The sequence below is a fragment of the Bacillus cereus genome (assembly GCF_002577405.1).
Taxonomy (GTDB): Bacteria; Bacillota; Bacilli; order Bacillales; family Bacillaceae_G; genus Bacillus_A; species Bacillus_A cereus_AU.
The window spans coordinates 448,984-473,815 of sequence record NZ_NULR01000013.1; the positions used below are offsets into that span (position 1 = coordinate 448,984).

Here is a 24,832-nt window from a genome sequence, read left to right on the forward strand (position 1 = left end):
GGAGGTGGGAAGAATGGCTGTACCTTTTAGAAGAACTTCTAAAACAGTAAAAAGAAAGCGTCGTACGCATTTCAAATTATCAGTACCTGGTATGGTAGAGTGCCCAAGCTGTGGTGAAGCGAAATTAGCTCACCGTGTATGTAAAGCATGCGGTACTTACAAAGGTAAAGAAGTAATCAGCAAGTAATTGCAAAAAATAAACGCAGAAGATATCTTCTGCGTTTATTTTTTTTGTCTTATTCTTTAGTCGTAGTATTCTATCTTTTCTAGTAACTGCATATGCTTAATAAAAAATGCATAGGGAGGACTAGAGAGATGGCGACAACAAGACAAGATGCTTGGACTGATGATGAAGATTTGCTTCTGGCAGAAGTAGTACTCCGGCATATTCGAGAAGGCGGAACGCAACTTTCTGCCTTTAAAGAAGTGGGAAGACATTTGTCTCGTACACCAGCAGCATGTGGATTTAGGTGGAATTCGTATGTAAGAAAGCAATACAAAGAGCGTATCGAAGAAGCAAAACAACTTCGTAAAGTGGAAAATTATGAAGTGAAAGAGACGAAGGTATTAGAGCCTACGTCAATTACATTGAATGATGTTATTGACTTCTTGCAAAATTATAAAGATGAAAACTCCTTGATGGTATTACAACAACAAATTGAATCGCTACAAACAGAGAGAGAACGTCTTTTGGAGCGATTATCAGTATATGAGGAAGAATATAGAACATTACTTGATTATATTGATCAAAAAAGAAGTGTAATGGTAGCGGAAAGAAATAGTGCTCGTTCGAATGGGGAATTAGAGAAGGTAAAGAAATAAAAAAACAGCTGCTATGTAGCTGTTTTTTTATTTTTTAAGCAGATTCTTCATTTGTAACCGCATTCAAATTTGTTTCTGGGTGCCAAACATAAAAATCACCATTAGTTACTGATACAGGGTTGAAATTTAATTTATCCCAAAAACCAGCTGAATGGATACGCGCTATCGTTTTAATTGGGAATTTTAGTTGTTTAGCATAATTTACAAGCATTTGTCCATAGCCTTGTTTTTGAAAATTCGGTAATACTTCAAGTTTATAGAGTTCTAGGTAAGTACCTGTAATTTCGAATGGTTCTCCACCGTTTCTTTTCATATACAGGCTCATACGTGCGATTAGTGATCCGCCATAATAGATGCCATAAAATGGAGATTCACTATCATTTTCAATAATGTTTGCTTGTAATTCTTCTAGCATGGATAGTTCTTGAGCTCCGCAACCTTTAAAATTTTTAAATTCATCTAATGTTTTATAATTGATGAGCAAACGCTCAACTTTTGGAAATCCCATTACGTCACATCCTTTTCTTATCTTGTTGAATGCAGAAAAGTATAAATATTTATAATAATATTATAACTCATTTTTTTATTTTTATGAAGAAGATAGTATATTTCTTTTATTATTTTTTTGAGGATTTGCTAAACTAAGAAGAGAAGCCTATTAATAGGTAGTATATACATAGTGAAAGAAGAGGTTGCATTTGTTTGTCGGGATACAGTGAAATCAATAGATGCATTAGTGTAATTTAGAAAGATATAAAGGAGGGAGGGCAAGAGAACTTATATAACTTGTTAATATGAGTTCCTTGTGTGAAGATGAAAATTGGAATTGTGGGGCCAGGAGCTATTGGTCTATTGTATACATTTTATTTACAAAAAAGTAATCAAGATGTTACGTTGTTTACAAGAACGGCTAAACAGTCTGAGGAATTGAATGTAACGGGTGTAACCTGTGTTATGGATGGGGAACGTGAAACGGTATTCCCATCTGTTTTACCAATAGAAAGTATGCCAAATCAGAAGTTAGATTATATATTTATTGCCGTGAAACAATATCATATAACTGACATACTACCTTTTGTGCAGGGAGAATCATCATTAATCTTTTTACAAAATGGGATGTCACATCTTCATGCTATGCAGAAAATAGAGAATGAAAATATAGCTGTTGGGATTGTGGAGCATGGTGCAAAAAAGGAAGGTATACATACAGTTCAGCATACTGGTATAGGTGTTACGAAGTTTGGAGTAGTGCGCGGTCCATCTATACATTTTCAAAAAATATTTAATTGCTTTTCTTTTCCTTATTTTCCGATTCAACTCGAATCTGATTGGAAGGACGTTATGCACAAAAAATTAGTAGTTAATGTATGTATCAATCCGTTGACAGCGTTATTACGAGTTCAGAACGGAGAGTTGATTTCTAATCCTTTTTTTTATCAAATGATGGAGCAAGTATTTCAGGAAGTCGTTTTTCTTGTTAAAGAAGAAAAAGAAATTGTATGGCAAATGGTACAACGTGTATGTGAAAGAACGTCTCGTAATACATCATCTATGTTGGCGGATGTAAGAGCAAATAGACAAACGGAAATCAATGCGATTATTGGATATGTATTAGAAGAAGCTAAGAAACAGCAACGACCAGTTCCGACGCTTCAATTTTTGTTTGAGGCAATAAAAGGATTAGAAGGAAAAGTATAAGTGTTTTTCTTTGCTTTTACGTGAAACATTGACTACAATGTGGGTTGGTGAGAGAACAGGATACGAAAGGAAGAATTATATGGAGATAAAAGAAATCTCTGTTCCGCAACAAGGTGTTGTAGCGGACTATATGAACGGTAAAAAAGAGATACAGTCGTGTTTTGATTACATGTTAACAGAAGATGCTTTTAAACAGCGTTTACATGATTTGCGTGAGAGGGAGTTTTTTCGTCAAGATTTAGTAGCGCATTTATTAGAATATAATACAAAATTACAAGCAGGAGAAGCTACAATTCAAAATGTAAAAGCGCTTGGAGATGAAAATACATATGTTGTTATAGCTGGACAACAAGCTGGACTATTAACTGGGCCGCTTTATACAATTCATAAAATTATTTCAATTTTACAGCTTGCGAAGGAAAAGGAAGAAAGTTTAGGTGTTAGAGTTGTTCCTGTTTTTTGGATTGCTGGTGAAGACCATGATATGGATGAAATTAATCATACTTTTGTAACGAAAAATAAAAAAATAAAAAAGACTATTTTTCATGATCGTAATCCGAAAAAGGCGAGTGCATCAGAGTCTGAGCTTTCTGTGGAAGACTGTAGAAAGTGGATTGAAGAAATTTTTAAAACATATCCAGAAACGAATTTTACAAAGGACGTATTGCAATTTATTGATGATTCTTTGGAAAAATCGAATACGTATGTAGATTTCTTTGGTTACCTTATTACTAAAATGTTCGCTAACTCTGGTTTAATTCTTGTCGATTCGCATCATCCTGAATTGAGAAAATTAGAAGTACCGTTCTTTAAACAAATTATTGGCAAGTATAAAGAAGTGCAAGAGGGGCTTCATAATCAACAGGAAATAATTAAAGAATTAGGATATAAACCGATTATTGAAACAAAGTTTAATGCGGTGCATATATTTATGGAAATTGATAATGAGCGAGTACTGCTTGAAGATAATCAAGGGAAGTTTGTTGGGAAAGATGGAGCGTATTCCTTTTCGTATGAAGAATTGATCAACGAGATAGAAAGAAATCCAGCACGTTTTAGTAATAATGTTGTAACACGCCCGCTTATGCAAGAGTATGTATTTCCTACACTTGCGTTTATTGGAGGTCCGGGAGAATTAGCTTACTGGAGTGAATTGCAACAAGTATTTCATACTGTCGGTTTCCGTATGCCGCCGGTCGTTCCACGTATTACGATTACTTATGTAGAGAGGGATATAGCGACAGATGTATCCGACTTACAATTGCAAGAGAGTGATCCGTTTTTAAATAATGTAGATAAATTGCGTGAAAACTGGTTATCTAATCAAATAGAGGAACCGATAGATGATCGATTTGTAGAGGCGAAAAAGGAAATAAGTGATATTCATACATCGTTACAGCAATTTGTGAAGAAAATAGAACCAGGATTAAGTACATTCGCAGAGAAAAATGAGTTGAAAATTAATGAACAAATTGAACTATTGGAAAGAATGTTGAAAAAAAATGTTGAGAAAAAACATGAGGTTCAGCTAAATAAATTTCGTCGTATACAATTTGCGCTTCGTCCATTAGGGGCGCCGCAAGAGCGTGTTTGGAATGTATGCTATTATTTAAACCAGTTCGGTTTGGATTTTGTTGATCGAGTAATGGAAAACTCATTTTCTTGGGATGGAAAACATCATGTTATAAAACTATAGAATCTTGCTCTTTGGAGCAGGATTTTATTTTTATCCTGTTGAATTTACTGTGAAGTGAAATTTTTCTGAATTATCAATTTAAAAACATTGAAGTTTGTATTTAGGCAGGATACTTAAATATATGACAAAATAGCACAAAATGTAAACGTATTATTATCTTTTTCGACAGTTTTTTATTTAATTTCCCGCAAAAGATGATAAAATTTAGTATATAATAAAAGAAAATAGCGATTTGTATAGTATGTTGCCTTTGTAGGCAAGTTAAATGAGTCGTTCTTTAGTAGTATTTCGTTCTCTAATCGTGAAATACACGTGTAGAGGAAGGAATGCATTCAACATAATTAATTGGAAAAAGAGTAGGTGCAACAATGTTTAAACACGTAACAGTACTTTTGAAAGAAACAGTAGACGGCTTAGATATAAAGCCAGATGGTACATATGTAGATTGTACACTGGGGGGAGGAGGACATAGTTCTTATCTATTATCCCAATTAACTGATGGTGGAAAATTAATAGCGTTTGATCAAGATGAGATAGCAATTCAAAATGCGAAAGAAAATTTTTCTTCATACGGTGAGCAGTTTGTAACGGTAAAGAGCAATTTCCGATATTTATCTGAAAAGCTTCAGGAATTAGGTATAACAGAAGTAGATGGCATTTTATTCGATTTAGGTGTTTCATCTCCACAATTAGATACACCAGAGCGTGGCTTTAGTTATCATCATGATGCACCGTTAGATATGCGGATGGATCAAGATGCCCCATTAACAGCATATGATGTTGTAAATAGCTGGTCATATGAACAACTCGTAAGAATTTTCTTCCAGTATGGCGAAGAGAAATTTTCAAAGCAAATAGCAAGGAAAATTGAAGCGTATCGTGAGAATAAAGCGATTGAAACGACAGGGGAATTAGTAGAACTAATTAAAGAAGGTATTCCGGCTCCTGCTCGTAGAACTGGTGGACATCCTGCGAAGCGAGTGTTCCAGGCGATTCGTATTGCTGTAAATGATGAATTGAAAGTATTTGAAGAAGCGTTGGAATCTGCAATTGAGATGGTCAAGCCTGGTGGAAGAGTTAGTGTTATAACATTCCATTCTTTAGAAGACCGTATTTGTAAAACGACGTTTAAGCGAAATAGTACAACGCCACAATTGCCGCCAGGATTACCGATTATTCCTGAGGAATTTAAGCCGAAATTAAAGCTTATTACAAGAAAACCGATTTTACCTTCTGATATGGAATTAGAAGAAAATAATCGAGCGCGTTCTGCGAAGTTGAGAATCGCTGAAAAACGATAAAAAGGGGAGAGAGGTATGACTAACTTAGCTGTAAAGTACAAACAACAAGCGCAAGAAGAGGTACAGATTCAAACACCCCCACAGCAGATGATTAAGCCAAAGGCTAAAGCGAAGATTACAAGAATCGAAAAACTGTTATATGTAGCGTTTATTGGCTTTTTATTGTATGCCTGTGTAGCGTTTATTGGAAATAAAGCAGGCCTTTATCAAGTTAATGTAGAAGCAGCGACAATAGAAGAAAAAATTGTGAATCAGCAAAAAGAAAATCAAGAGTTACAAGCTGAAGTAGAGAAGTTAAGTCGTTATGAACGAATCGCTGAAGTTGCAAAAAAACACGGGCTAGAAATTAATGCGAATAATGTGAAAGGCCTCAAGTAAGGCAATAGGTGTGAAGGAAAGATGAAGAGAAATATGACTAAATTTCATACCAATAAGGGAGCAGGTTATTTTATGATGTTATTCCTCCTGCTCTTTTTGCTGTTATTAGCCCGATTTTTTTACATACAAGCAACAGGAACAGTGCATAATCATGATTTGGATGCACTTGCTAAGCAAAAACATAGCAAAACAGGTGTTCTCGAAGCGAATAGAGGAACGATTTATGATCAAAACGGTCATGTGTTAGCACAAGATGCAAACTCATATAAACTTGTAGCGGAATTAAAAGGTGCTAATCCTGTTAAGGATAAAGAGGATACTGCGAAGAAAATCGCGGGAGTACTCGGAAAAGACGAAGATAAGATTTTAGCTACGTTAAATAAAGAAGGTAAAAGTCAAGTGGAATTTGGAAATTTAGGTAAGGGCTTGACGAAAGAACAAAAAGAACAAATAGAAGCATTGAAATTGCCAGGAATATCTTTTATTACAGAAAATGCAAGAGTGTATCCAAACGGTGATTTCGCATCTTATGTCATAGGTCATGCGAGACCTGATGACAACGGAATTGCTATAGGGCAATTTGGTTTAGAAAAGAGTTTGGATAAGTATTTAGGTGCTGCTAATGGAGAAGTAGCTTATACAGGCGATCGTAAAGGTGTATCTCTTGACGGTGGAAAAGTGAATGTAAAGGCACCTAAAAATGGAGATAATGTATATTTAACGCTTGACCAACGTATTCAAAGTTATTTAGAAGACGCAATGAAAGAAGCGAGTAAACATTATGAACCAGAAAGCTTAATAGGAATTGTCGCAGATCCAAAAACAGGGAAAATATTAGGGATGTCTAGTAAACCTAGTTATGATCCGAACCAAGAGAATAATAAATATTTTTATAATGATGCAATTGCGAATGCATTTGAACCTGGATCAACAATGAAGATTTTCACGTTAGCGGCAGCCATTAATGAAGGTGTGTATAAAGGGCAAGATTATTATCAGTCTGGTACATATCAAGTCGGTAACCAGAAAATAAAAGATCATAACGGCGGTGCTGGCTGGGGCTCTATCACGTTTGATGAAGGTGTAGAGCGCTCTTCAAACGTAGCATTTGCAATTTTAGGTGATCAAAAACTTGGTCCAGAACGTTTTCGTAAATATATTCACGCTTTTGGGCTAGACGAGAAAACGAATATTGATTTACCTGGTGAAGGTTCAAATACAATTTTATTTGATCAGCAAATACAGCAAGTAACAACAGCTTTTGGACAAGGTTCTACTGTAACGCCAATTCAGCTTGTACAAGCTGCAACAGCTATTGCAAATGATGGGAAAATGATGAAACCTTATACAATTGATAAAATTGTAGATCCAATAACAGGGAAAGTAAAATTAGAACATAAACCAGAAGAAGTAGGAAAGCCTGTTACAAAAGAAACAGCAGCGCAAGTAAGACAATTATTAGAACGCGTTGTTACATCTCCTAAAGGAACAGGAACTGCTTATAAAATCGATGGATATTCAGTTGGTGGTAAAACAGGGACAGCGCAAATTCCAGATGGGAAAGGTGGCTATATGACAGGAAGAGAGAATTATATATTCTCATTCTTAGGTATGGCACCGGTGGAAGATCCGCAACTTGTTGTATACGTAGCTGTTAAACAGCCGAAGTTAAAAGATGATGAGAATGGAGCGCAGCCTTTAGCTGATATCTTTAAATATGTAACAAAAAATAGTTTAGAGTATTTAAAGATTAAGCCAAATGAAGTGAAAGATCCGAAAAAATATTTGAAAGAACAACAAACTACTGTTCCAGATGTAACTGGTAAAACGATGGCTGAAGCTGGGAAAGCAATTGATAAAGCAAAACTCCGTCCAATCGTATTAGGTGAAGGGAAAGTACAACAACAAGTACCGAAAGCGACTGAACAAACATTGAAAGGTGATCGAGTCTTCTTAGTGGGAGATAAGCCTACAATGCCAAATATACAAGGTTGGGCACTGCGTGATGTTATGAATTTAGCAAAAACATTACAGCTTAACTTAAAACCTTCTGGTACCGGATACGTAACAGAGCAAAGTGTGGCAGAAGGAACGTTATTGCAACCTGGTACAGAGTTAGCTGTCACACTCGTACCGCCCCTTGAACCACAACAAGAGGCTGAAAAACCGTAATGGTAAAAGAGAAGAAGTTCTAATTAAATAAGTACAAGCATATATTGGAACAAGCTAGGCGTAAGGGAGGCTTGTTCCAATATGCGTGTATCAAATGTAACGGTTAGAAAAAGACTTATTTTTATACTCATATCAGGTATACTTATTTTCACTATCATCGATATTCGTCTTGGATATGTGCAGTTTTTTCTTGGGAATATGTTAACGGATCGTGCGAAGGATTCGTGGAGTCGTAATATTACTTTTGAACCTGAACGTGGGAAGATTTTAGACCGAAACGGTGTGGAACTTGCCACGAATAAAAGTGCCCCAACTGTCTTTGTTGTACCGAGGCAAATTGAAAAACCAGCAGAGACTGCAGAGAAATTAGCTGCAGTATTAGGTGTGGAAAAAGATGAGATTTATAAGAGGGTTACAAAAAAAGAATCGATTGTAAGGTTAGATAAAGGCGGAAGAAAAATATCACATGACAAAGCGAAAGAGGTAAGAGGATTAAGTTTAAAGGGTGTGTATATTGCAGAGGATTCTATCCGGTACTATCCATTTGGGAACTTTTTATCACATGTATTAGGGTTTGCAGGTAGTGACAATCAAGGGTTAATGGGACTAGAAAAATATTATGATAAAGAGCTAAATGGTGATAAAGGCCATGTGCGTTTTTTTGCAGATGCGAAAGGGCAGAGAATGCCTAATATAGGTGATGATTTCAAAAAGCCAGAAGCTGGTTTGAATTTGGGACTAACAATTGATGCACGCATTACGAGAATTATGGAAAGAGAAATGAATATTGCGGAGTCAACGTATAATCCAGATGGCATGATCGCAATTGCAATGAATCCAAAAAATGGTGAAATTTTAGGCATGTCAAGCCGACCGAGTTTTGATCCAGCAGATTTTCAAAGTGTTTCTCCAGAAGTGTATAACAGAAACTTACCTGTATGGAGTACGTATGAGCCTGGTTCAACATTTAAGATCATAACATTAGCGGCCGCTTTGAATGAAAATTTAGTAGACCTAGAGAAAGATACGTTTTATGATGATGGAGCAGCTGAAGTTGGTGGGGCTAGATTAAAATGTTGGAAAGCAGGAGGTCACGGTAGCCAAACGTTTTTAGAAGTAGTTCAAAATTCGTGTAACCCAGGATTTATTGAACTGGGTGATCGTCTTGGCAAAGACCGATTGTTTAAATATATTCGAAATTTTGGATTTGGACAGAAAACAGGCATTGATTTGCAAGGTGAAGGTAGCGGGATTTTATTTAATTTAGATAGAGTCGGTCCAGTCGAGCAAGCAACGACTTCATTCGGTCAAGGTGTTTCTGTTACACCAATACAACAAGTAGCAGCAGTAGCAGCAGCTGTAAATGGCGGAACGTTGTATCAACCGTATATAGCTAAGGAATTTATTGATCCGACAAATAATCAAGTTGTCAGTAAAAAGACACCTGTCGAGAAAAGAAAAGTTATTTCCAAGGAAACTTCAGAAAAAGTTCGTTATGCATTAGAGAATGTTGTAGCGAAAGGGTCTGGTAAAGGTGCATATATTGATGGATATCGCGTAGGTGGAAAAACAGGAACCGCTCAAAAGGTAAAGGATGGAAAATATTTAGAAAATAACTATATTGTATCCTTTATCGGTTTTGCTCCAGCAGATGATCCTGAAATTGTTGTCTATGTTGCTGTTGATAACCCAAAAGGAGTCACGCAATTTGGTGGAGTAGTAGCGGCTCCGATTGTTGGGAATATTCTTCGGGATGCACTTCCTGTTATGGGAGTGAAACCGAGAAAAGAACAAGTTGAAAAAGAATATAAATGGGGCGATACACCGACTGTGGAAGTCCCAAATTTAATTGGTATGAAAAAGAAAGATTTACAGACGCAACTTGTCGATTTGAAGCTTGATATAAGTGGTGATGGGGAGAAAGTAATCAAACAATCACCAGAAGCTGGAGCGAAAGTAAAAGAAGGCTCAAAAATTAGAATTTACTTCGGGAATTAAAGGTAACATAGTACGTTTTATGGTACAATTGGTGGAAGTGAATTCTTTATAGAATCGTTACTTAATTTGAGACAGTAAGTGTCTCATTAATTAATAAGTCTATTTATTAGACGAAGTAGCACTTACCTCCTATTTTTATATAATTAGGAGGTAACGTGTTGCTTACTAAAAAAGAAATAAATAAACAATGTAGAGAGGGTTTAGTGAAATGAAGTTGCATACACTTGTATCATGTTTGCATGATTTTCCAGTTGTTCCAAAAGAAAATCCAGAAATCACATCTATAGAAGCTGATTCCCGTAAAGTGGTAGAGGGAAGCTTATTTGTATGTATGAAAGGGTATACGGTTGATAGCCATGATTTTGCTAAGAAAGCAGCGGCACAAGGAGCGGCTGCTATTGTTGCGGAAAGACCAATTGATGTTGACGTTCCAGTTGTACTTGTGAAAAATACTTTTCGTTCGTTAGCGGTTTTAGCTGATTATTTTTATGGTCAACCAACACACAAGTTACATTTAATCGGAATTACAGGTACAAATGGAAAGACAACAACATCGCATATTATGGATGAAATTATGCGTGCACATGGTCATAAAACGGGGTTAATTGGAACGATTAATATGAAAATCGGTGATGAAACATTTGAGGTGAAAAATACAACACCAGATGCACTAACACTTCAACAGACGTTTTCAAAAATGGTTGAACAAGGTGTGGATAGTACAGTAATGGAAGTTTCGTCGCATGCCTTAGATCTTGGTCGTGTACACGGATGTGATTACGATGTAGCGGTGTTTACAAATTTAACACAAGATCATCTAGACTATCATAAAACGATGGAAGAATATAAACATGCAAAAGGGTTGCTATTTGCACAGCTTGGCAATAGTTATAATCATAATCGTGAAAAGTACGCTGTATTGAATAACGACGATGCTGTAACAGAGGAGTACATGAGAAGTACTGCCGCAACTGTTGTAACATATGGTATTGATACAACAAGTGATATTATGGCAAAAGATATCGTTATGACGAGTGGCGGGACTACATTTACGCTTGTAACACCGTATGAAAGTGTAAATGTTACGATGAAATTGATTGGTAAATTTAATGTATATAACGTACTAGCGGCAACAGCAGCGGGACTTGTTTCTGGTGTGAGTTTAGAAACAATCATTGATGTTATAAAGAAACTAGCTGGGGTTCCTGGGCGTTTTGAAGTGGTTGATGGTGGACAAAGTTATACAGTTATTGTTGATTACGCTCATACACCAGATAGCTTAGAGAATGTATTAAAAACAGCAAAGCAGTTTGCGAAAGGTGATGTATATTGTATTGTTGGTTGCGGTGGTGATAGAGATCGAACGAAGAGACCAATAATGGCAAGTGTGGCAACAAAATATGCAACTCATGCAATTTATACATCGGATAATCCAAGAAGTGAAGATCCAGTGGCTATTTTAGATGATATGGTACATGGTGCAAATGGGAATAATTATGAAGTAATTATTGATAGAAAAGAAGCGATACACCATGCAATTGCCAAAGCGAAAGCTGAAGATATCATTATTATTGCTGGTAAGGGTCATGAAACATATCAAATTATTGGTAAAGAAGTTCATCATTTTGATGATCGTGAAGTCACTAAAGAAGCAATTACGGAGCGTTTAAACAACGAAGTGTAACAGCATGAGAGGAGGACTACATGTGCTTGAACAAGGTTTATTAGTAACGGCTGGGGTAGCATTCTTAATTTCTGTTGCCCTTTCGCCATTATTTATTCCATTTTTACGAAAGTTAAAGTTCGGACAGAGTATTCGTGACGAAGGACCGAAGTCACACCAAAAGAAATCAGGGACACCAACGATGGGTGGTATTGTCATATATGTATCTATGATGGTGACTACGCTTATTATGGCGATTAAATTTAACCATTTAGGTGCAGAAGTATCATTGTTATTATTAGTTACATTTGGATACGGATTAATCGGATTTTTAGATGACTACATAAAAGTAGTAAAGAAAAGAAATCTTGGTTTAACATCAAAACAAAAATTGATTGGTCAGCTTGTAATTGCTATTGCGTTCTTTTTAATTGGAAAAGGGCAAGCATTTCACACTTATATCATGATTCCGGGAACTGATGTTAAATTTGAATTAGGCTGGGCATATTTTGTTCTTGTATTATTTATGCTTATTGGTGGATCAAATGCGGTTAACTTAACAGATGGTTTAGATGGTTTATTATCAGGAACAGCTGCTATTGCATTCGGAGCGTTTAGTATTATTGCTGTAGCACAAGAGCAATTTGGAGTAGCGATATTCTGTATGGCAGTTGTAGGAGCTGTACTTGGCTTTTTAGTATTCAATGCGAATCCAGCAAAAGTATTTATGGGAGATACAGGTTCCTTAGCTTTAGGTGGTGCAATCGCAGCTGTGGCAATTTTATTAAAACAAGAATTGCTACTTGTTGTTATTGGCGGCGTATTCGTAGCGGAAACTTTATCTGTTATTATTCAAGTTATTTCGTTTAAAACAACAGGAAAACGTGTCTTTAAAATGAGTCCATTACATCATCATTATGAATTATGTGGTTGGTCAGAGTGGCGCGTCGTTGTAACGTTTTGGTCTGTAGGATTTTTATTAGCTGTTTTAGGAATTTATATCGGGGTGTGGATGTAATTGAAAACTGTAACTGAATTTCAAAATAAAAATATTCTTGTATTAGGCATTGCAAAAAGTGGTTATGCAGCAGCTACCTTGTTACAAAAATTAGGTGCAAATGTTATTGTAAATGATGGGAAGCCTTTAGCAGAAAATGTGCTTGCTGCAGAATTGCAAGCAAAAGGAATGGACGTTGTATGTGGTGGTCATCCTTTAGAATTGTTAGAGAGAAATATTTCTCTTGTTGTAAAAAATCCAGGGATTCCGTATTCTAATCCAATATTAGTCGCTGCGAAAGGGAAGCAAATTCCAATTGTTACGGAAGTAGAATTGGCATATCGTATTTCAGAAGCGCCATTTGTTGGGATCACGGGGTCTAACGGTAAAACGACAACGACAATGCTTACATTTGAAATGTTAAAAGAAGGACAAAAGCATCCGGTTATTGCAGGAAACATAGGGACAGTAGCTTGTGAAGTGGCACAGGATGCAAAAGAAAATGAAGTTGTAGTTACAGAACTTTCATCATTCCAACTGATGGGAGTAGAATCGTTCCAACCTAAAATTGCTGCGTTTTTAAACTTATTTGAAGCCCACTTAGATTATCATGGGACGAAGACGGAATATGGTTTAGCAAAAGCAAATATTTTTAAAAACCAAACAGAAAACGATTATAGTGTAATAAATGCAGATGATGCAGATGTGATGGCCTTATCTGCGAATACTAAAGGTCAAAAAATACTGTTTTCGACAACGAAAGAAATTGAAGATGGTGCGTATATAAAAGATCATGCTCTTTATTTTAAAGGGGAAAAAGTTGTTGAAGTAAGTGATATCGTTTTACCGGGTCAGCATAGTTTAGAAAATATTTTAGCTGCGATGAGTATTGCGAAATTATTAGGTGTTTCTAACGAAGCGATTACGGTAGTATTAAAGCGTTTCACAGGTGTAAAACATCGTTTAGAATATGTAACAACTATTAACAACCGTAAGTTTTATAATGACTCAAAAGCGACGAATATGTTAGCGACTGAGAAAGCTTTATCTGCGTTTAAACAGCCGATTGTACTATTAGCAGGTGGGCTTGATCGTGGAAATGAATTTGATGATTTAATTCCATATTTCAAAAATGTAAAAGCGATTGTAACATTTGGACAAACAGCACCAAAATTAGTAAGAGCGGCAGAAAAAGCGGGATTAGATATAATTGAAAGTGTCGATACTCTAGATGAAGCAGTAGTGAAAGCTTATGCTCATTCTACAGATGGTGATGTAATTCTTCTTTCTCCAGCATGTGCAAGCTGGGATCAATTTAAAACATTTGAAGAAAGAGGAGACATTTTTATACAAGCTGTGCATAAACTTATATAAAGTAAATCAAAACATCAGTAGGCTAACACCTACTGATGTTTTGTTACATAGGGCAAAAGTGTCTGTCCAAAGAGGTGGTGTTTATGGGTAATGAAGAAAACGCCTGATTTTATTCTCATCATCGTTACACTCTCGTTGTTGACAATCGGAATGATTATGGTTTATAGTGCGAGTGCGGTTTGGGCCTCTTATAAAATGGGGGATTCATTCTTTTTTGCAAAAAGACAATTACTATTTGCAGGTCTTGGTGTAGTGGCTATGTTTTTTATCATGAAAATTGATTATTGGGTGTGGCGTACGTATTCAAAAGTAATTTTGCTAGTTTGCTTCATTCTTCTTATTCTCGTTCTTATTCCTGGAGTAGGTCTTGTTCGTGGGGGAGCGAGAAGTTGGATCGGAATCGGGGCATTTTCGATTCAACCGTCAGAGTTTATGAAGTTTGCGATGATTATTTTCTTGGCAAAATTTTTAGCGGAACGGCAAAAATTAATTACATCTTTTAAACGTGGTTTATTACCGGCTCTTAGTTTTGTGTTTCTTGCTTTTGGGATGATTATGTTACAGCCAGACCTTGGTACAGGAACGGTAATGGTTGGGACCTGTATCATTATGATATTTATTTCGGGAGCAAGGGTCTTTCACTTTGCAATGTTTGGTTTGGTTGGCGTAGCAGGGTTTGTAGGGTTAATTGCATCAGCACCGTATCGAATGAAACGCATTACATCCTATTTAGATCCGTGGTCGGATCCACTTGGAAGTGGATTTCAAATTATCCAATCATTACTCGCAATTGGGCCTGGTGGGTTATTCGGGCTTGGACTTGGACAAAGTAGACAAAAGTTTCTTTATTTACCTGAACCACAAACAGACTTTATATTTGCAATCTTATCAGAGGAATTAGGTTTTATTGGTGGTTCATTTGTGTTATTATTATTTAGTCTATTATTATGGCGCGGGATTCGGATAGCATTAGGAGCGCCAGATTTATATGGTACGTTTTTAGCAGTAGGTATTGTGGCGATGATTGCGATTCAAGTAATGATTAATGTTGGTGTTGTAACAGGACTGATGCCTGTTACGGGTATTACTTTGCCGTTTTTAAGTTATGGTGGATCAAGTTTGACATTAATGTTAATGGCAGTAGGTGTATTATTAAATATAAGTCGCCATTCTCGCTACTAAACCCTGTTTATAAGACAGGGTTTTTCGTATGTGTGTGAAAATACAATATGTATATAGAAATAAATATGATTGAAATAAGAAAAGAGAAGCGGAGGAGTTAGTAGTGCGTGTATTAGTAAGTGGTGGAGGCACTGGAGGGCATATTTATCCGGCCCTTGCTTTAATTAGAGAAATAAAAAAATTAAATCCGGAAGCAAGGTTTTTATATATTGGTACGGAAAATGGTTTAGAGAGTACTATCGTTCCAAAAGCAGGTATACCGTTTCAATCTATTGTTATAAGTGGATTTAAACGAAAAATATCGTTAGATAATGTGAAAACTGTAATGCGTTTCCTAAAGGGTGTACAAGATAGTAAACGATATATTCGTCGTTTTAATCCGGATATTGTAATTGGAACGGGTGGATATGTATGTGGCCCGGTTGTGTATGCTGCAGCGAAATTAGGTATTCCAACTATTGTACATGAACAAAATAGTGTACCAGGTGTAACGAACAAATTTTTAAGTCGTTATGTTGATAAGGTTGCTGTTTGTTTTGAAGCAGCTGCAGAACATTTTCCGCAGTCAAAAGTGGTTATGACAGGTAACCCACGTGCATCTGAGGTGATGGATCAAAATGGAATGAAAGGAAAACGTTCAGTAGGTTTATCTCTTCCTAAAAAATCCGTACTTATTTTCGGGGGGAGCCGCGGGGCTAGACCACTTAACGATGCTTTCGTAGAAGCGATTGAACAATTTGGGAATAAAAGTTACGAAGTATTATATGTAACAGGTGAAGTACATTATGATAAAGTTATGGAAGCCGTGAAACAAAAAGGGAATCCGAATAATGTTATTATTAAACCTTTTATTCATAATATGCCAGAGGTACTGACTGGTGTAGATCTTGTTGTTTCAAGAGCAGGGGCTACAACGCTTGCAGAATTAACAGCGTTAGGTAAGCCAAGTGTGTTAATTCCGAGTCCGTACGTAACAAATAACCATCAGGAAAAGAATGCACGTTCAGTTGTTGATAAAGGAGCAGCCAAAATGTTACTTGAAAAAGATTTAACATCTGAAACGCTAATTCGTGATATTGATGAGATTTTATTAGATGCACAAACATTACAAAATATGAAGCTAGCTGCTAAGCAACTAGGTATTCCAGATGCAGCAAATAAGCTGTATGAAGTAATGAATAAGCTTGTAAAAAAATAACGTTAGGTGAACGCCCTGCATACTACTGTAATAAGGAGACTTTATATGGGGGAGATCGTTTATGGAACAATTAGTAAATGAGCTTATAAAAGCGAATGTTGGCCGAGTGTTAGTTAACGAACCGTTAGCGCGTTACACTACTATGAAAATAGGTGGACCAGCTGATATTTTAATTGTGCCAAAGCATGTTACCGGTATTGAGAAAACATTGCAGTTAGTAAAGAAATATAAAACAAAGTGGACTGTAATTGGTCGGGGTTCAAATCTTCTTGTATCAGATCAAGGTATAGAAGGTGTTGTTATTCGTTTAGGAGAAGGATTAGACCACTTAGAGGTCGAAAACCATAGAGTAAGAGTTGGTGGTGGATATCCCCTTATTAAATTGTCAACTTTACTTAGTCGCCAAGGATTAGCTGGACTGGAATTTGCAAGTGGTATTCCAGGAAGTGTTGGTGGCGCAGTGTATATGAATGCAGGAGCACATAAATCAGATATATCAAATATATTATCAAAGGCTCTTATTCTGTTTGAAAACGGAACAATTGAGTGGTTAATGAATAGAGAAATGGAGTTTTCTTATCGTACATCTGTATTGCAAACGAAACGTCCTGGTGTTGTTTTGGAAGCTGAGTTTCAATTGCAGGTAGGAGAGCGTGGGGAAATTGTAAGAAACATGCAAAAGAATAAAGATTATCGTCGTGAAACACAGCCGTGGAATTATCCTTGTGCAGGAAGTGTATTTCGGAATCCAACTCCATACTTTGCAGGGAATTTAATAGAGAAAGCAGGGCTTCGTGGTTATCGAATAGGCGGAGCTCAAATTTCTGAAATGCATGGGAATTTTATTATTAATACTGGGGGAGCCTCAGCGCAAGATGTATTATCCTTAATTGCATTGATAAAACACACAATTAAGGATAAATTTGGCGTAGATATGCATACAGAAGTAGAAATCATTGGAAGATAACGGTTATTCGTTCCGCTCATTATCATTTATGTTATAATAAGAAGATAAGAACGGCATGAGGAACATGCCGTTTTTTATGTTACATAGGGGGATCGTACATGAAAAATAGTAAAGTGATTAAACTACAAGATCGTGTACCAAAGTTGAAAAATCAAAAGAAAAAAAACAAAAAAAATGTTAATCATCGGTTGATTTTATACATATCAATTTTATTTTTATTAGTACTCTTTTTAATTTATTTTCGGTCTCCGCTTAGTAATATAAAAAAGATAAGTGTGTTTGGAAATCATTATATGACAGATGAACAAGTGATGAAGGAATCAGGTGTGACATATGATACGAGTTATTTCCGAGTAACAGCACACAAAGCAGAAGAAAACTTAACGAAACGAAAAGAAATTAAAGCAGTAAATGTAAAAAAACGTTTCCCAAACAAAATTGATGTTCATATTGAAGAATATTTAACCATTGGTTATATAAACAAAGATGGAAAATTACAACCGTTATTAGAAAATGGGAAAACACTTGAAGTACTCCCGAACGGAAAACTTCCTGTTGCAGCACCAATTTTTGAACCGTTTAAAGAGGAGAAAATGAAGGAGTTAATTGCGGAGTTAGAAAAATTAACACCGACTATTTTAAGGTCTATTTCTGAGATTCGTTATTCACCGACGAATGCGAATGAAGACCATCTTACTTTATATATGAATGAAGGGTATGAAGTGAGCACTACGATTCAAAATTTTGCAAAGCGTATGGAAGCTTATCCTCTTATTTTAAAAACAATTGAGCCAGGTAAGAAGGTATTAATTGACTTAGAAGTAGGGGCATATACGAAAGAGTTAGGTGCGGAGGAAAAAAAAGAATAGAACGATAGTTTTTACTACGTTATTTATAGAAAAAACGAAACAAACGTTCTGTTGTCTGTATATGAATTTACAAGAATGGTTCATTTGATGAAAAATATGCAGAAATTCTTAGATTCATACTCGGATTGGTACAAGTTTCACTTTTCTATGAGTACATCTTAGTGTAGACTTATACTTGGCGGTAATCTTTACACTTGAAATAGAATTATTTCAAGATAAGCAGTTATTCATAGTTTACTGCGATATTCTTAAACGAATGTTAAATAAAAATAAGAAAAATATAGGGTTAAAAAAGGGAAACGTATAAAGACGTTGAATATTTTTCTTATAAATAGTAAAGTTGCGATTGTTGTTCCATATATTGAGTTGTATGGTATAAATAAAGAAGGAGGTGCCAAAGAATGAACAGCAATGAAATATATGTTAGTCTTGACATCGGTACATCCAATGTTAAAGTCATCATTGGTGAAATGGTTAATGACAGCTTAAACATAATTGGTGTTGGAAATGTAAAATCAAATGGTTTAAAGAAGGGATCGATAGTCGATATAGATGAGACTGTTCGATCAATTAAAAAAGCAATTGAACAAGCTGAGCGCATGGTGGGAATCCACATTGAGCAAGTTGTAGTAGGTGTCAATGCAAACCAGGTACAGCTGCTTCCTTGTCACGGAGTAGTCGCTGTTTCAAATGAAGATCGTGAAATCGGAAATGAAGATGTCTTACGCGTTCTAGATGCAGCACAAGTTGTGTCAATTGCTCCTGAACGTGAATTTATTGATGTGGTACCTCGACAGTTCATTGTAGACGGTCTTGACGAGATTAACGATCCACGCGGGATGATCGGTGTAAGATTAGAAATGGAAGGTACACTTATTACAGGCTCGAGAACTTTACTACATAACCTACTTCGTTGTGTAGAAAAAGCAGGTCTTGAAATTGTAGATATTTGTCTTCAACCTTTAGCAGCTGCAACAGTTGCTATATCTTCAGATGAAAAGAATAGAGGAGTGGCCCTTGTTGATATTGGGGGGGGCTCTACAACTTTATCTATTTTTAAAGATGGAGAGTTACAGGCGACAAGCGTATTGCCATTAGGTGGAGACCATATAACGAAGGATATTGCGATTGGGTTGAAAACTTCAACAGAAAATGCAGATCAAATTAAGTTGAAATATGGACATGCTTTTTATGATACAGCATCTGAAGAAGAAATGTTTACGGTTCCTATTATGGGAAGTGATCAAACAGAACAGTATTCGCAATTAGAATTATCGGATATTATAGAGGCTCGTGTAGAGGAAATTTTAATGTTTGTTCAGGAAGAAGTACGTAAGTTGGGAATAAAGCAAGTTGCTTCTGGCTACGTACTGACTGGCGGAATTGCTTCTATGCCAGGTGTTCTTGATCTTGCATATGATATTTTACATGAAAATGTTCGTATAGCAACTCCAGATTATATTGGTGTGCGTGAGCCACAATATACAATTGGAGTAGGTTTAATTAAACACTCTTATCAAAAAGCTAAATTACGTGGAAAAAACGTGCAGGAAAAGCAAGAGCATTTTGAACCAGTACCAGCACCAATGCCGGTACAACAGCAACCTGCGAAACAAAAAACTCGTAATCAAAACAATAATAATCAAAATGATGACCGTATGATGTCAAAAGTAAAACGTGTATTCCGTTATTTATGGGATTAAAATTGGACACGAAAAATGAGGTTCTAGGGGGATTTCGACATGTTAGAGTTTGATACTACTCAAGATCAATTAGCGAATATAAAAGTTATCGGTGTCGGCGGTGGCGGAAACAATGCTGTAAACCGTATGATTGAACACGGTGTACAAGGTGTAGACTTTATCGCTGTGAATACTGATGCACAAGCATTAAATCTATCAAAAGCTGAAACGAAAATGCAAATTGGTGGAAAATTAACGCGTGGACTTGGTGCAGGCGCAAACCCTGAAGTAGGGAAAAAAGCTGCGGAAGAAAGTAAAGAGCAGATCCAAGAAGCACTTCGTGGTGCGGATATGGTCTTTGTAACAGCTGGTATGGGCGGCGGAACTGGAACTGGTGCAGCTCCGGTTGTTGCTCAAGTTGCAAAAGAATTAGGTGCGTTAACAGTTGGTGTTGTAACACGTCCATTTACATTTGAAGGACGTAAGCGTGCAACGCAAGCAGCATCTGGTATTGCGGCATTTAAAGAAAATGTAGATACGTTAATTGTAATTCCAAACGATCGTTTATTAGAGATTGTTGATAAAAATACGCCGATGTTAGAAGCGTTCCGTGAAGCAGATAACGTATTACGTCAAGGTGTTCAAGGTATTTCTGATTTAATTGCAACACCAGGTTTAATTAACTTAGACTTTGCAGACGTAAAGACAATCATGTCTAATAGAGGCTCTGCTTTAATGGGTATCGGTTCTGGTAATGGGGAAAATCGTGCTGCTGAAGCTGCGAAAAAAGCGATTTCTAGTCCATTACTAGAAACATCTATTGATGGAGCTCAAGGTGTTATTATGAATATTACGGGTGGAGCTAACTTAAGCTTATACGAAGTACAAGAAGCAGCAGACATTGTGGCTTCAGCTTCGGATCCAGAAGTAAATATGATTTTTGGTTCTGTTATTAATGAAGGATTAAAAGATGATATCGTTGTAACTGTAATTGCAACTGGTTTTGATGATAGCGCTGCGACGCAGCCACCAAAACCAATTATCCGTCCGACTGCGAATCATACACAACAACCAGTAGCTCAACCTTCAAAACAACGTGAAGTAAAACGTGAAATGAAGCGTGAAGAGCCGGTTGTACATGAGCGTCATTCAGATTCAGATGATATCGATATTCCAGCATTTTTACGTAACCGTCGTAGACGATAAAAAAAGGAGCTTCCATGCTCCTTTTTTTGTTTTCTAAATGGAAAAGATCTACTAAGTAGGTCTTTTTTTATTTCGCATATTTCAATTTATCCCGCTATTTGCGGGCAGTAAGACTCTCACCTCAAGATTCGGCGATTGCGAGGAAATTAGGTGGGAGATAATTGCCCATAAAAGCCCGCTTGGTGAAGGCAAATACTCAGTTCGGATGAACAAAACCCACTGATTAAAGTTTCGCTTCATAGGTGTAAGTAAAGGATATTTAACTTTGGTTACATATAGTTCAGTCGATCTGTTGATAAAAAATAAAATTATATCACTCTATGAAACTATACTTTTATTTTTTACCGACAGATTATGTCTAGAAATCACAAAATAACAAAAAAACACCTCCGCAAATTGACACACTTTCCTATTGGATATGCATTATACTAGTCTCAACTCAAAAAAAGAGGTGAATTGTTTGGTTGTTTACGCCGACATTGTTTGGTTGTTAAACGCCTGCATTGATTTTCTTTTACTTTTATTAACGGCTACCGTGTTAAAAAAGAAGATCAAGAGATGGAGGCTTGTGTTAGGGGCATTTATAGGTTCAACCATTGTTATTTTTGCCTTTACTCCTTTTGCTTCTATGATGACACATCCAATTATGAAATTACTGTACTCGTTACTTATTGTGTATACGGCATTTGGGTTTACAACGTTTAGAAATTATACACAGACTGTTTTTACGTTTTACTTTGTAACCTTTATGGTTGGCGGAGGATTAATTGGAACTCATTTCTTTTTGCAAACGAATGAAATGGTAAATGGATTGGTTCAATCTCAATCAATTTCTTACGGTGATCCAATTAGTTGGTTGTTTGTTATTTTTGGTTTTCCAGTGATTTATTATTTTTCTAAAAAGCGTATTGAAAGCGTAGAGGTTACGAAAATACACTATGATCAAATTGTGAAAGTGAAGATTCGAGTAGGGGAAGAAGAATTAGAACTAGCAGGTTTAATTGATAGTGGAAATCAGCTTTACGATCCGTTAACAAAAACACCAGTTATGATTATGCATATTTCATCATTAGAGTATTGTTTACCAGTTTGGTTAACAGAACAAATTTATTCCAAAACAGAAATTCCTCAAATACCAGAAAATGATTCTGGATGGGCGACAAAATTACGCTTAATTCCTTTCCGAGCAGTTGGAGTCGATAATCAATTTTTATGGGCAATTAAGCCAGATAGTGTGCAAGTTGATCATGAAGGTAGTTCTATTGTTGTAAACAAAGTATTAATTGGTTTAAATACACAACAATTGTCTACCAACGGAGAGTACCAATGCATTGTGCATCCGAAAATGTTGATTTCACAAAAGATGGTAATTGCTTAATTATGAGAGGGCGGGATAATATGATGAAATTAAAATTTTATTTAGTATACCTTTGGTATAAAGTATTGCTGAAATTAGGAATTAAGACCGATGAAATTTATTACATTGGTGGAAGTGAAGCGTTGCCACCACCATTAACGAAAGAAGAAGAGGAAGTTCTTTTGAATAAATTGCCAAAAGGAGATCAAGCGGCAAGGTCATTACTTATTGAACGTAACTTACGGCTAGTTGTATATATAGCAAGAAAGTTTGAAAATACAGGGATAAATATTGAAGATTTGATTAGCATAGGAACAATTGGTCTTATTAAAGCGGTCAATACATTTAATCCAGAAAAGAAAATAAAATTAGCAACTTATGCATCTCGTTGTATAGAAAATGAGATTTTAATGCATTTGCGTCGAAATAATAAAAATCGTTCAGAAGTTTCTTTTGATGAACCACTTAACATTGATTGGGATGGGAATGAATTGTTGTTATCAGATGTATTAGGTACGGATGATGATATTATTACAAAAGATCTGGAAGCCACTGTGGATCGTCATCTACTAATGAAGGCATTGCACCAATTAAATGATCGTGAAAAACAAATTATGGAACTTAGGTTTGGGCTTGCTGGGGAAGAGGAAAAGACGCAAAAAGATGTGGCGGATATGCTTGGGATTTCACAGTCATACATTTCGCGTTTAGAAAAAAGAATCATAAAAAGATTACGAAAAGAATTTAATAAAATGGTGTAAAGAATAAGACCAGCCGTTATCTAGGCTGGTCTTATTCTATTTAGCTGTATGAGGATAGATAACTAAAATGAAAAATGAAGAGAAAACCGCATGCATAAAATCCCCTTCAAAGGAAATACTTTACACTGTACAGCAACTCCCGATAGGAGGGAACACTTTGACGAGAAACAAAGTAGAAATTTGCGGTGTTGATACAGCTAAACTTCCAGTACTAAAAAATGAAGAGATGCGTAAATTATTTCGTGAAATGCAAAGTGGAGAGATAAGCGCAAGAGAGAAATTAGTGAATGGAAACTTACGTCTTGTACTGAGCGTCATCCAAAGATTTAATAACAGAGGAGAATATGTTGACGATTTATTTCAAGTTGGTTGCATCGGACTTATGAAATCCATTGATAACTTTGATTTGGGCCAAAATGTAAAATTTTCAACGTATGCTGTGCCGATGATTATTGGGGAAATACGCAGATATTTGCGTGATAATAATCCAATTCGCGTATCTCGATCATTACGAGATATTGCGTATAAAGCGTTGCAAGTAAGAGAAAAGTTGATTGCAGAAAACTCGAAAGAACCGACAGCAATGGATATTGCAAAAGTTCTTGAAGTGACTCATGAAGAAATTGTTTTTGCTTTAGATGCGATTCAAGATCCAGTTTCATTATTTGAGCCAATTTATAACGATGGGGGAGATCCTATCTTTGTTATGGATCAGTTAAGTGATGAAAAACAAAAGGACGAGCAGTGGGTTGAAGAATTAGCGCTAAAAGAAGGGATGAAGCGTTTAAATGATCGAGAGAAAATGATTATTCGAAAACGTTTCTTTCAAGGAAAGACACAAATGGAAGTTGCGGAAGAAATTGGAATTTCCCAAGCGCAAGTATCACGTTTAGAGAAATCAGCTATTAAACAAATGAATAAAACGATTCAAGGATAAGGTTCTCACCAGTTATGGTGAGACCTTTTTATTTGCACTCATAGTAGGTATGCAGTGTTCATATAATGAAAAATAATATGGATTTTAGTAGAGGGTGAGTCCTGTTCATGTGAGAAGCAGTGATCTGTGTACTTCCAATTCACCATATAAGGGAGAGGATGAAAGTGATACGAATTTCAGAGTTACAGATGAAGGATGTTATAAATATTTCAGATGGAAAAAGGCTAGGGAATATTGGAGATATTGAAATTGATATGAATACCGGTAAGATTGGGTCTATTATTATTTCCAAACAGGCACGTATGCTAGGGATTTTTGGAAAAGACATAGAAATTGTAATTCCTTGGGAGGAAATCATGAAAATTGGAGAAGATGTCATACTTGTAAGAGTAAATCCTGTTAATTCTGTAACAGAATCAATACAAACACCGACAATTTCATAAAGAATATTACAAATTCCTCTTTTTTTTCTGTTCGTATTATGAAAAAATAAAAGTATGGTAAAATAGACAGGAAGTACCATGCTTTTTTCTGTTATTTTAATTAAAAAGGAGCTAAATACAGTTATATAAAA

The 24,832-nt window shown here is 36.0% G+C and carries 22 protein-coding genes; 21 read left to right on the forward strand and 1 reads right to left on the reverse strand.

Annotation, left to right across the window (positions count from 1 at the left end; genetic code table 11):
• Nucleotides 1-13: 13 nt before the first annotated feature.
• A complete protein-coding gene (gene rpmF / locus COC96_RS18330; protein WP_001984764.1) occupies nt 14-187 on the forward strand; it encodes a 50S ribosomal protein L32 in 174 nt (57 codons plus the stop codon).
• 128 nt (nt 188-315) lie between these two features.
• Nucleotides 316-822 (forward strand): RsfA family transcriptional regulator, encoded by a 507-nt coding sequence (locus tag COC96_RS18335; RefSeq protein ID WP_097904438.1) that lies wholly within the window; start codon nt 316-318, stop codon nt 820-822.
• 34 nt (nt 823-856) lie between these two features.
• Here the strand turns inward: COC96_RS18335 and COC96_RS18340 are convergent, their stop codons facing one another.
• Entirely contained in the window at nt 857-1,330 is a 474-nt protein-coding gene (locus tag COC96_RS18340) for an N-acetyltransferase (protein WP_098267896.1), read from the reverse strand.
• A 299-nt stretch (nt 1,331-1,629) separates the two neighbouring features.
• On the opposite strand from COC96_RS18340, the gene panE reads away from it, so the two are divergent.
• The 19 genes from panE to COC96_RS18435 all read left to right on the forward strand — a co-directional run bounded on the left by panE (nt 1,630) and on the right by COC96_RS18435 (nt 24,701).
• Nucleotides 1,630-2,520 carry a 2-dehydropantoate 2-reductase gene (panE, locus tag COC96_RS18345; protein ID WP_097904436.1) on the forward strand — a complete coding sequence of 297 codons (891 nt, stop codon included), beginning with the start codon at nt 1,630-1,632 and terminating at the stop codon, nt 2,518-2,520.
• A 79-nt stretch (nt 2,521-2,599) separates the two neighbouring features.
• On the forward strand, nt 2,600-4,216 hold the full coding sequence (gene bshC, locus COC96_RS18350) for a bacillithiol biosynthesis cysteine-adding enzyme BshC (RefSeq protein ID WP_098267895.1): 1,617 nt from the start codon (nt 2,600-2,602) through the stop codon (nt 4,214-4,216).
• 368 nt (nt 4,217-4,584) lie between these two features.
• Entirely contained in the window at nt 4,585-5,517 is a 933-nt protein-coding gene (rsmH, locus tag COC96_RS18355) for a 16S rRNA (cytosine(1402)-N(4))-methyltransferase RsmH (RefSeq protein ID WP_097904434.1), read from the forward strand.
• Between the two features lie 15 nt (nt 5,518-5,532).
• Nucleotides 5,533-5,895: a cell division protein FtsL gene (gene ftsL / locus COC96_RS18360; protein ID WP_097904433.1), complete on the forward strand. Its 363-nt coding sequence runs from the start codon at nt 5,533-5,535 to the stop codon at nt 5,893-5,895.
• Between the two features lie 21 nt (nt 5,896-5,916).
• Complete coding sequence (locus COC96_RS18365) at nt 5,917-8,067, forward strand: penicillin-binding protein (protein WP_098267894.1); 2,151 nt, start codon at nt 5,917-5,919, stop codon at nt 8,065-8,067.
• Between the two features lie 81 nt (nt 8,068-8,148).
• Nucleotides 8,149-10,065 (forward strand): stage V sporulation protein D, encoded by a 1,917-nt coding sequence (locus COC96_RS18370; protein ID WP_098267893.1) that lies wholly within the window; start codon nt 8,149-8,151, stop codon nt 10,063-10,065.
• Nucleotides 10,066-10,273: 208 nt separating this feature from the next.
• Nucleotides 10,274-11,749: a UDP-N-acetylmuramoyl-L-alanyl-D-glutamate--2,6-diaminopimelate ligase gene (gene murE / locus COC96_RS18375; protein ID WP_097904430.1), complete on the forward strand. Its 1,476-nt coding sequence runs from the start codon at nt 10,274-10,276 to the stop codon at nt 11,747-11,749.
• A 22-nt stretch (nt 11,750-11,771) separates the two neighbouring features.
• On the forward strand, nt 11,772-12,746 hold the full coding sequence (gene mraY, locus COC96_RS18380) for a phospho-N-acetylmuramoyl-pentapeptide-transferase (RefSeq protein WP_097904429.1): 975 nt from the start codon (nt 11,772-11,774) through the stop codon (nt 12,744-12,746).
• Nucleotides 12,747-14,099 (forward strand): UDP-N-acetylmuramoyl-L-alanine--D-glutamate ligase, encoded by a 1,353-nt coding sequence (gene murD, locus COC96_RS18385; protein ID WP_098769126.1) that lies wholly within the window; start codon nt 12,747-12,749, stop codon nt 14,097-14,099.
• 90 nt (nt 14,100-14,189) lie between these two features.
• Nucleotides 14,190-15,281 (forward strand): stage V sporulation protein E, encoded by a 1,092-nt coding sequence (gene spoVE, locus COC96_RS18390; protein WP_098267891.1) that lies wholly within the window; start codon nt 14,190-14,192, stop codon nt 15,279-15,281.
• 103 nt (nt 15,282-15,384) lie between these two features.
• On the forward strand, nt 15,385-16,479 hold the full coding sequence (gene murG, locus COC96_RS18395) for an undecaprenyldiphospho-muramoylpentapeptide beta-N-acetylglucosaminyltransferase (RefSeq protein WP_097904426.1): 1,095 nt from the start codon (nt 15,385-15,387) through the stop codon (nt 16,477-16,479).
• A 61-nt stretch (nt 16,480-16,540) separates the two neighbouring features.
• The gene (murB, locus tag COC96_RS18400; RefSeq protein ID WP_098769127.1) at nt 16,541-17,446 is read left to right on the forward strand and encodes a UDP-N-acetylmuramate dehydrogenase; all 906 of its coding nucleotides are present in this window, start codon (nt 16,541-16,543) and stop codon (nt 17,444-17,446) included.
• Between the two features lie 98 nt (nt 17,447-17,544).
• The gene (gene divIB, locus COC96_RS18405; RefSeq protein ID WP_097904424.1) at nt 17,545-18,315 is read left to right on the forward strand and encodes a cell division protein DivIB; all 771 of its coding nucleotides are present in this window, start codon (nt 17,545-17,547) and stop codon (nt 18,313-18,315) included.
• 401 nt (nt 18,316-18,716) lie between these two features.
• Nucleotides 18,717-20,018, forward strand: coding sequence for a cell division protein FtsA (ftsA, locus tag COC96_RS18410; protein WP_097904423.1), 1,302 nt, complete (start codon nt 18,717-18,719; stop codon nt 20,016-20,018).
• A gap of 39 nt (nt 20,019-20,057) precedes the next feature.
• Nucleotides 20,058-21,203: a cell division protein FtsZ gene (gene ftsZ / locus COC96_RS18415; RefSeq protein WP_097904422.1), complete on the forward strand. Its 1,146-nt coding sequence runs from the start codon at nt 20,058-20,060 to the stop codon at nt 21,201-21,203.
• Between the two features lie 460 nt (nt 21,204-21,663).
• Nucleotides 21,664-22,581, forward strand: coding sequence for a sigma-E processing peptidase SpoIIGA (gene spoIIGA / locus COC96_RS18420; RefSeq protein ID WP_141436416.1), 918 nt, complete (start codon nt 21,664-21,666; stop codon nt 22,579-22,581).
• A 20-nt stretch (nt 22,582-22,601) separates the two neighbouring features.
• Complete coding sequence (gene sigE, locus COC96_RS18425) at nt 22,602-23,321, forward strand: RNA polymerase sporulation sigma factor SigE (protein ID WP_000976947.1); 720 nt, start codon at nt 22,602-22,604, stop codon at nt 23,319-23,321.
• 157 nt (nt 23,322-23,478) lie between these two features.
• Nucleotides 23,479-24,258, forward strand: coding sequence for an RNA polymerase sporulation sigma factor SigG (gene sigG, locus COC96_RS18430; protein ID WP_000197755.1), 780 nt, complete (start codon nt 23,479-23,481; stop codon nt 24,256-24,258).
• A 158-nt stretch (nt 24,259-24,416) separates the two neighbouring features.
• A complete protein-coding gene (locus tag COC96_RS18435) occupies nt 24,417-24,701 on the forward strand; it encodes a YlmC/YmxH family sporulation protein (RefSeq protein WP_098267888.1) in 285 nt (94 codons plus the stop codon).
• The last annotated feature ends 131 nt before the right edge of the window (nt 24,702-24,832 follow it).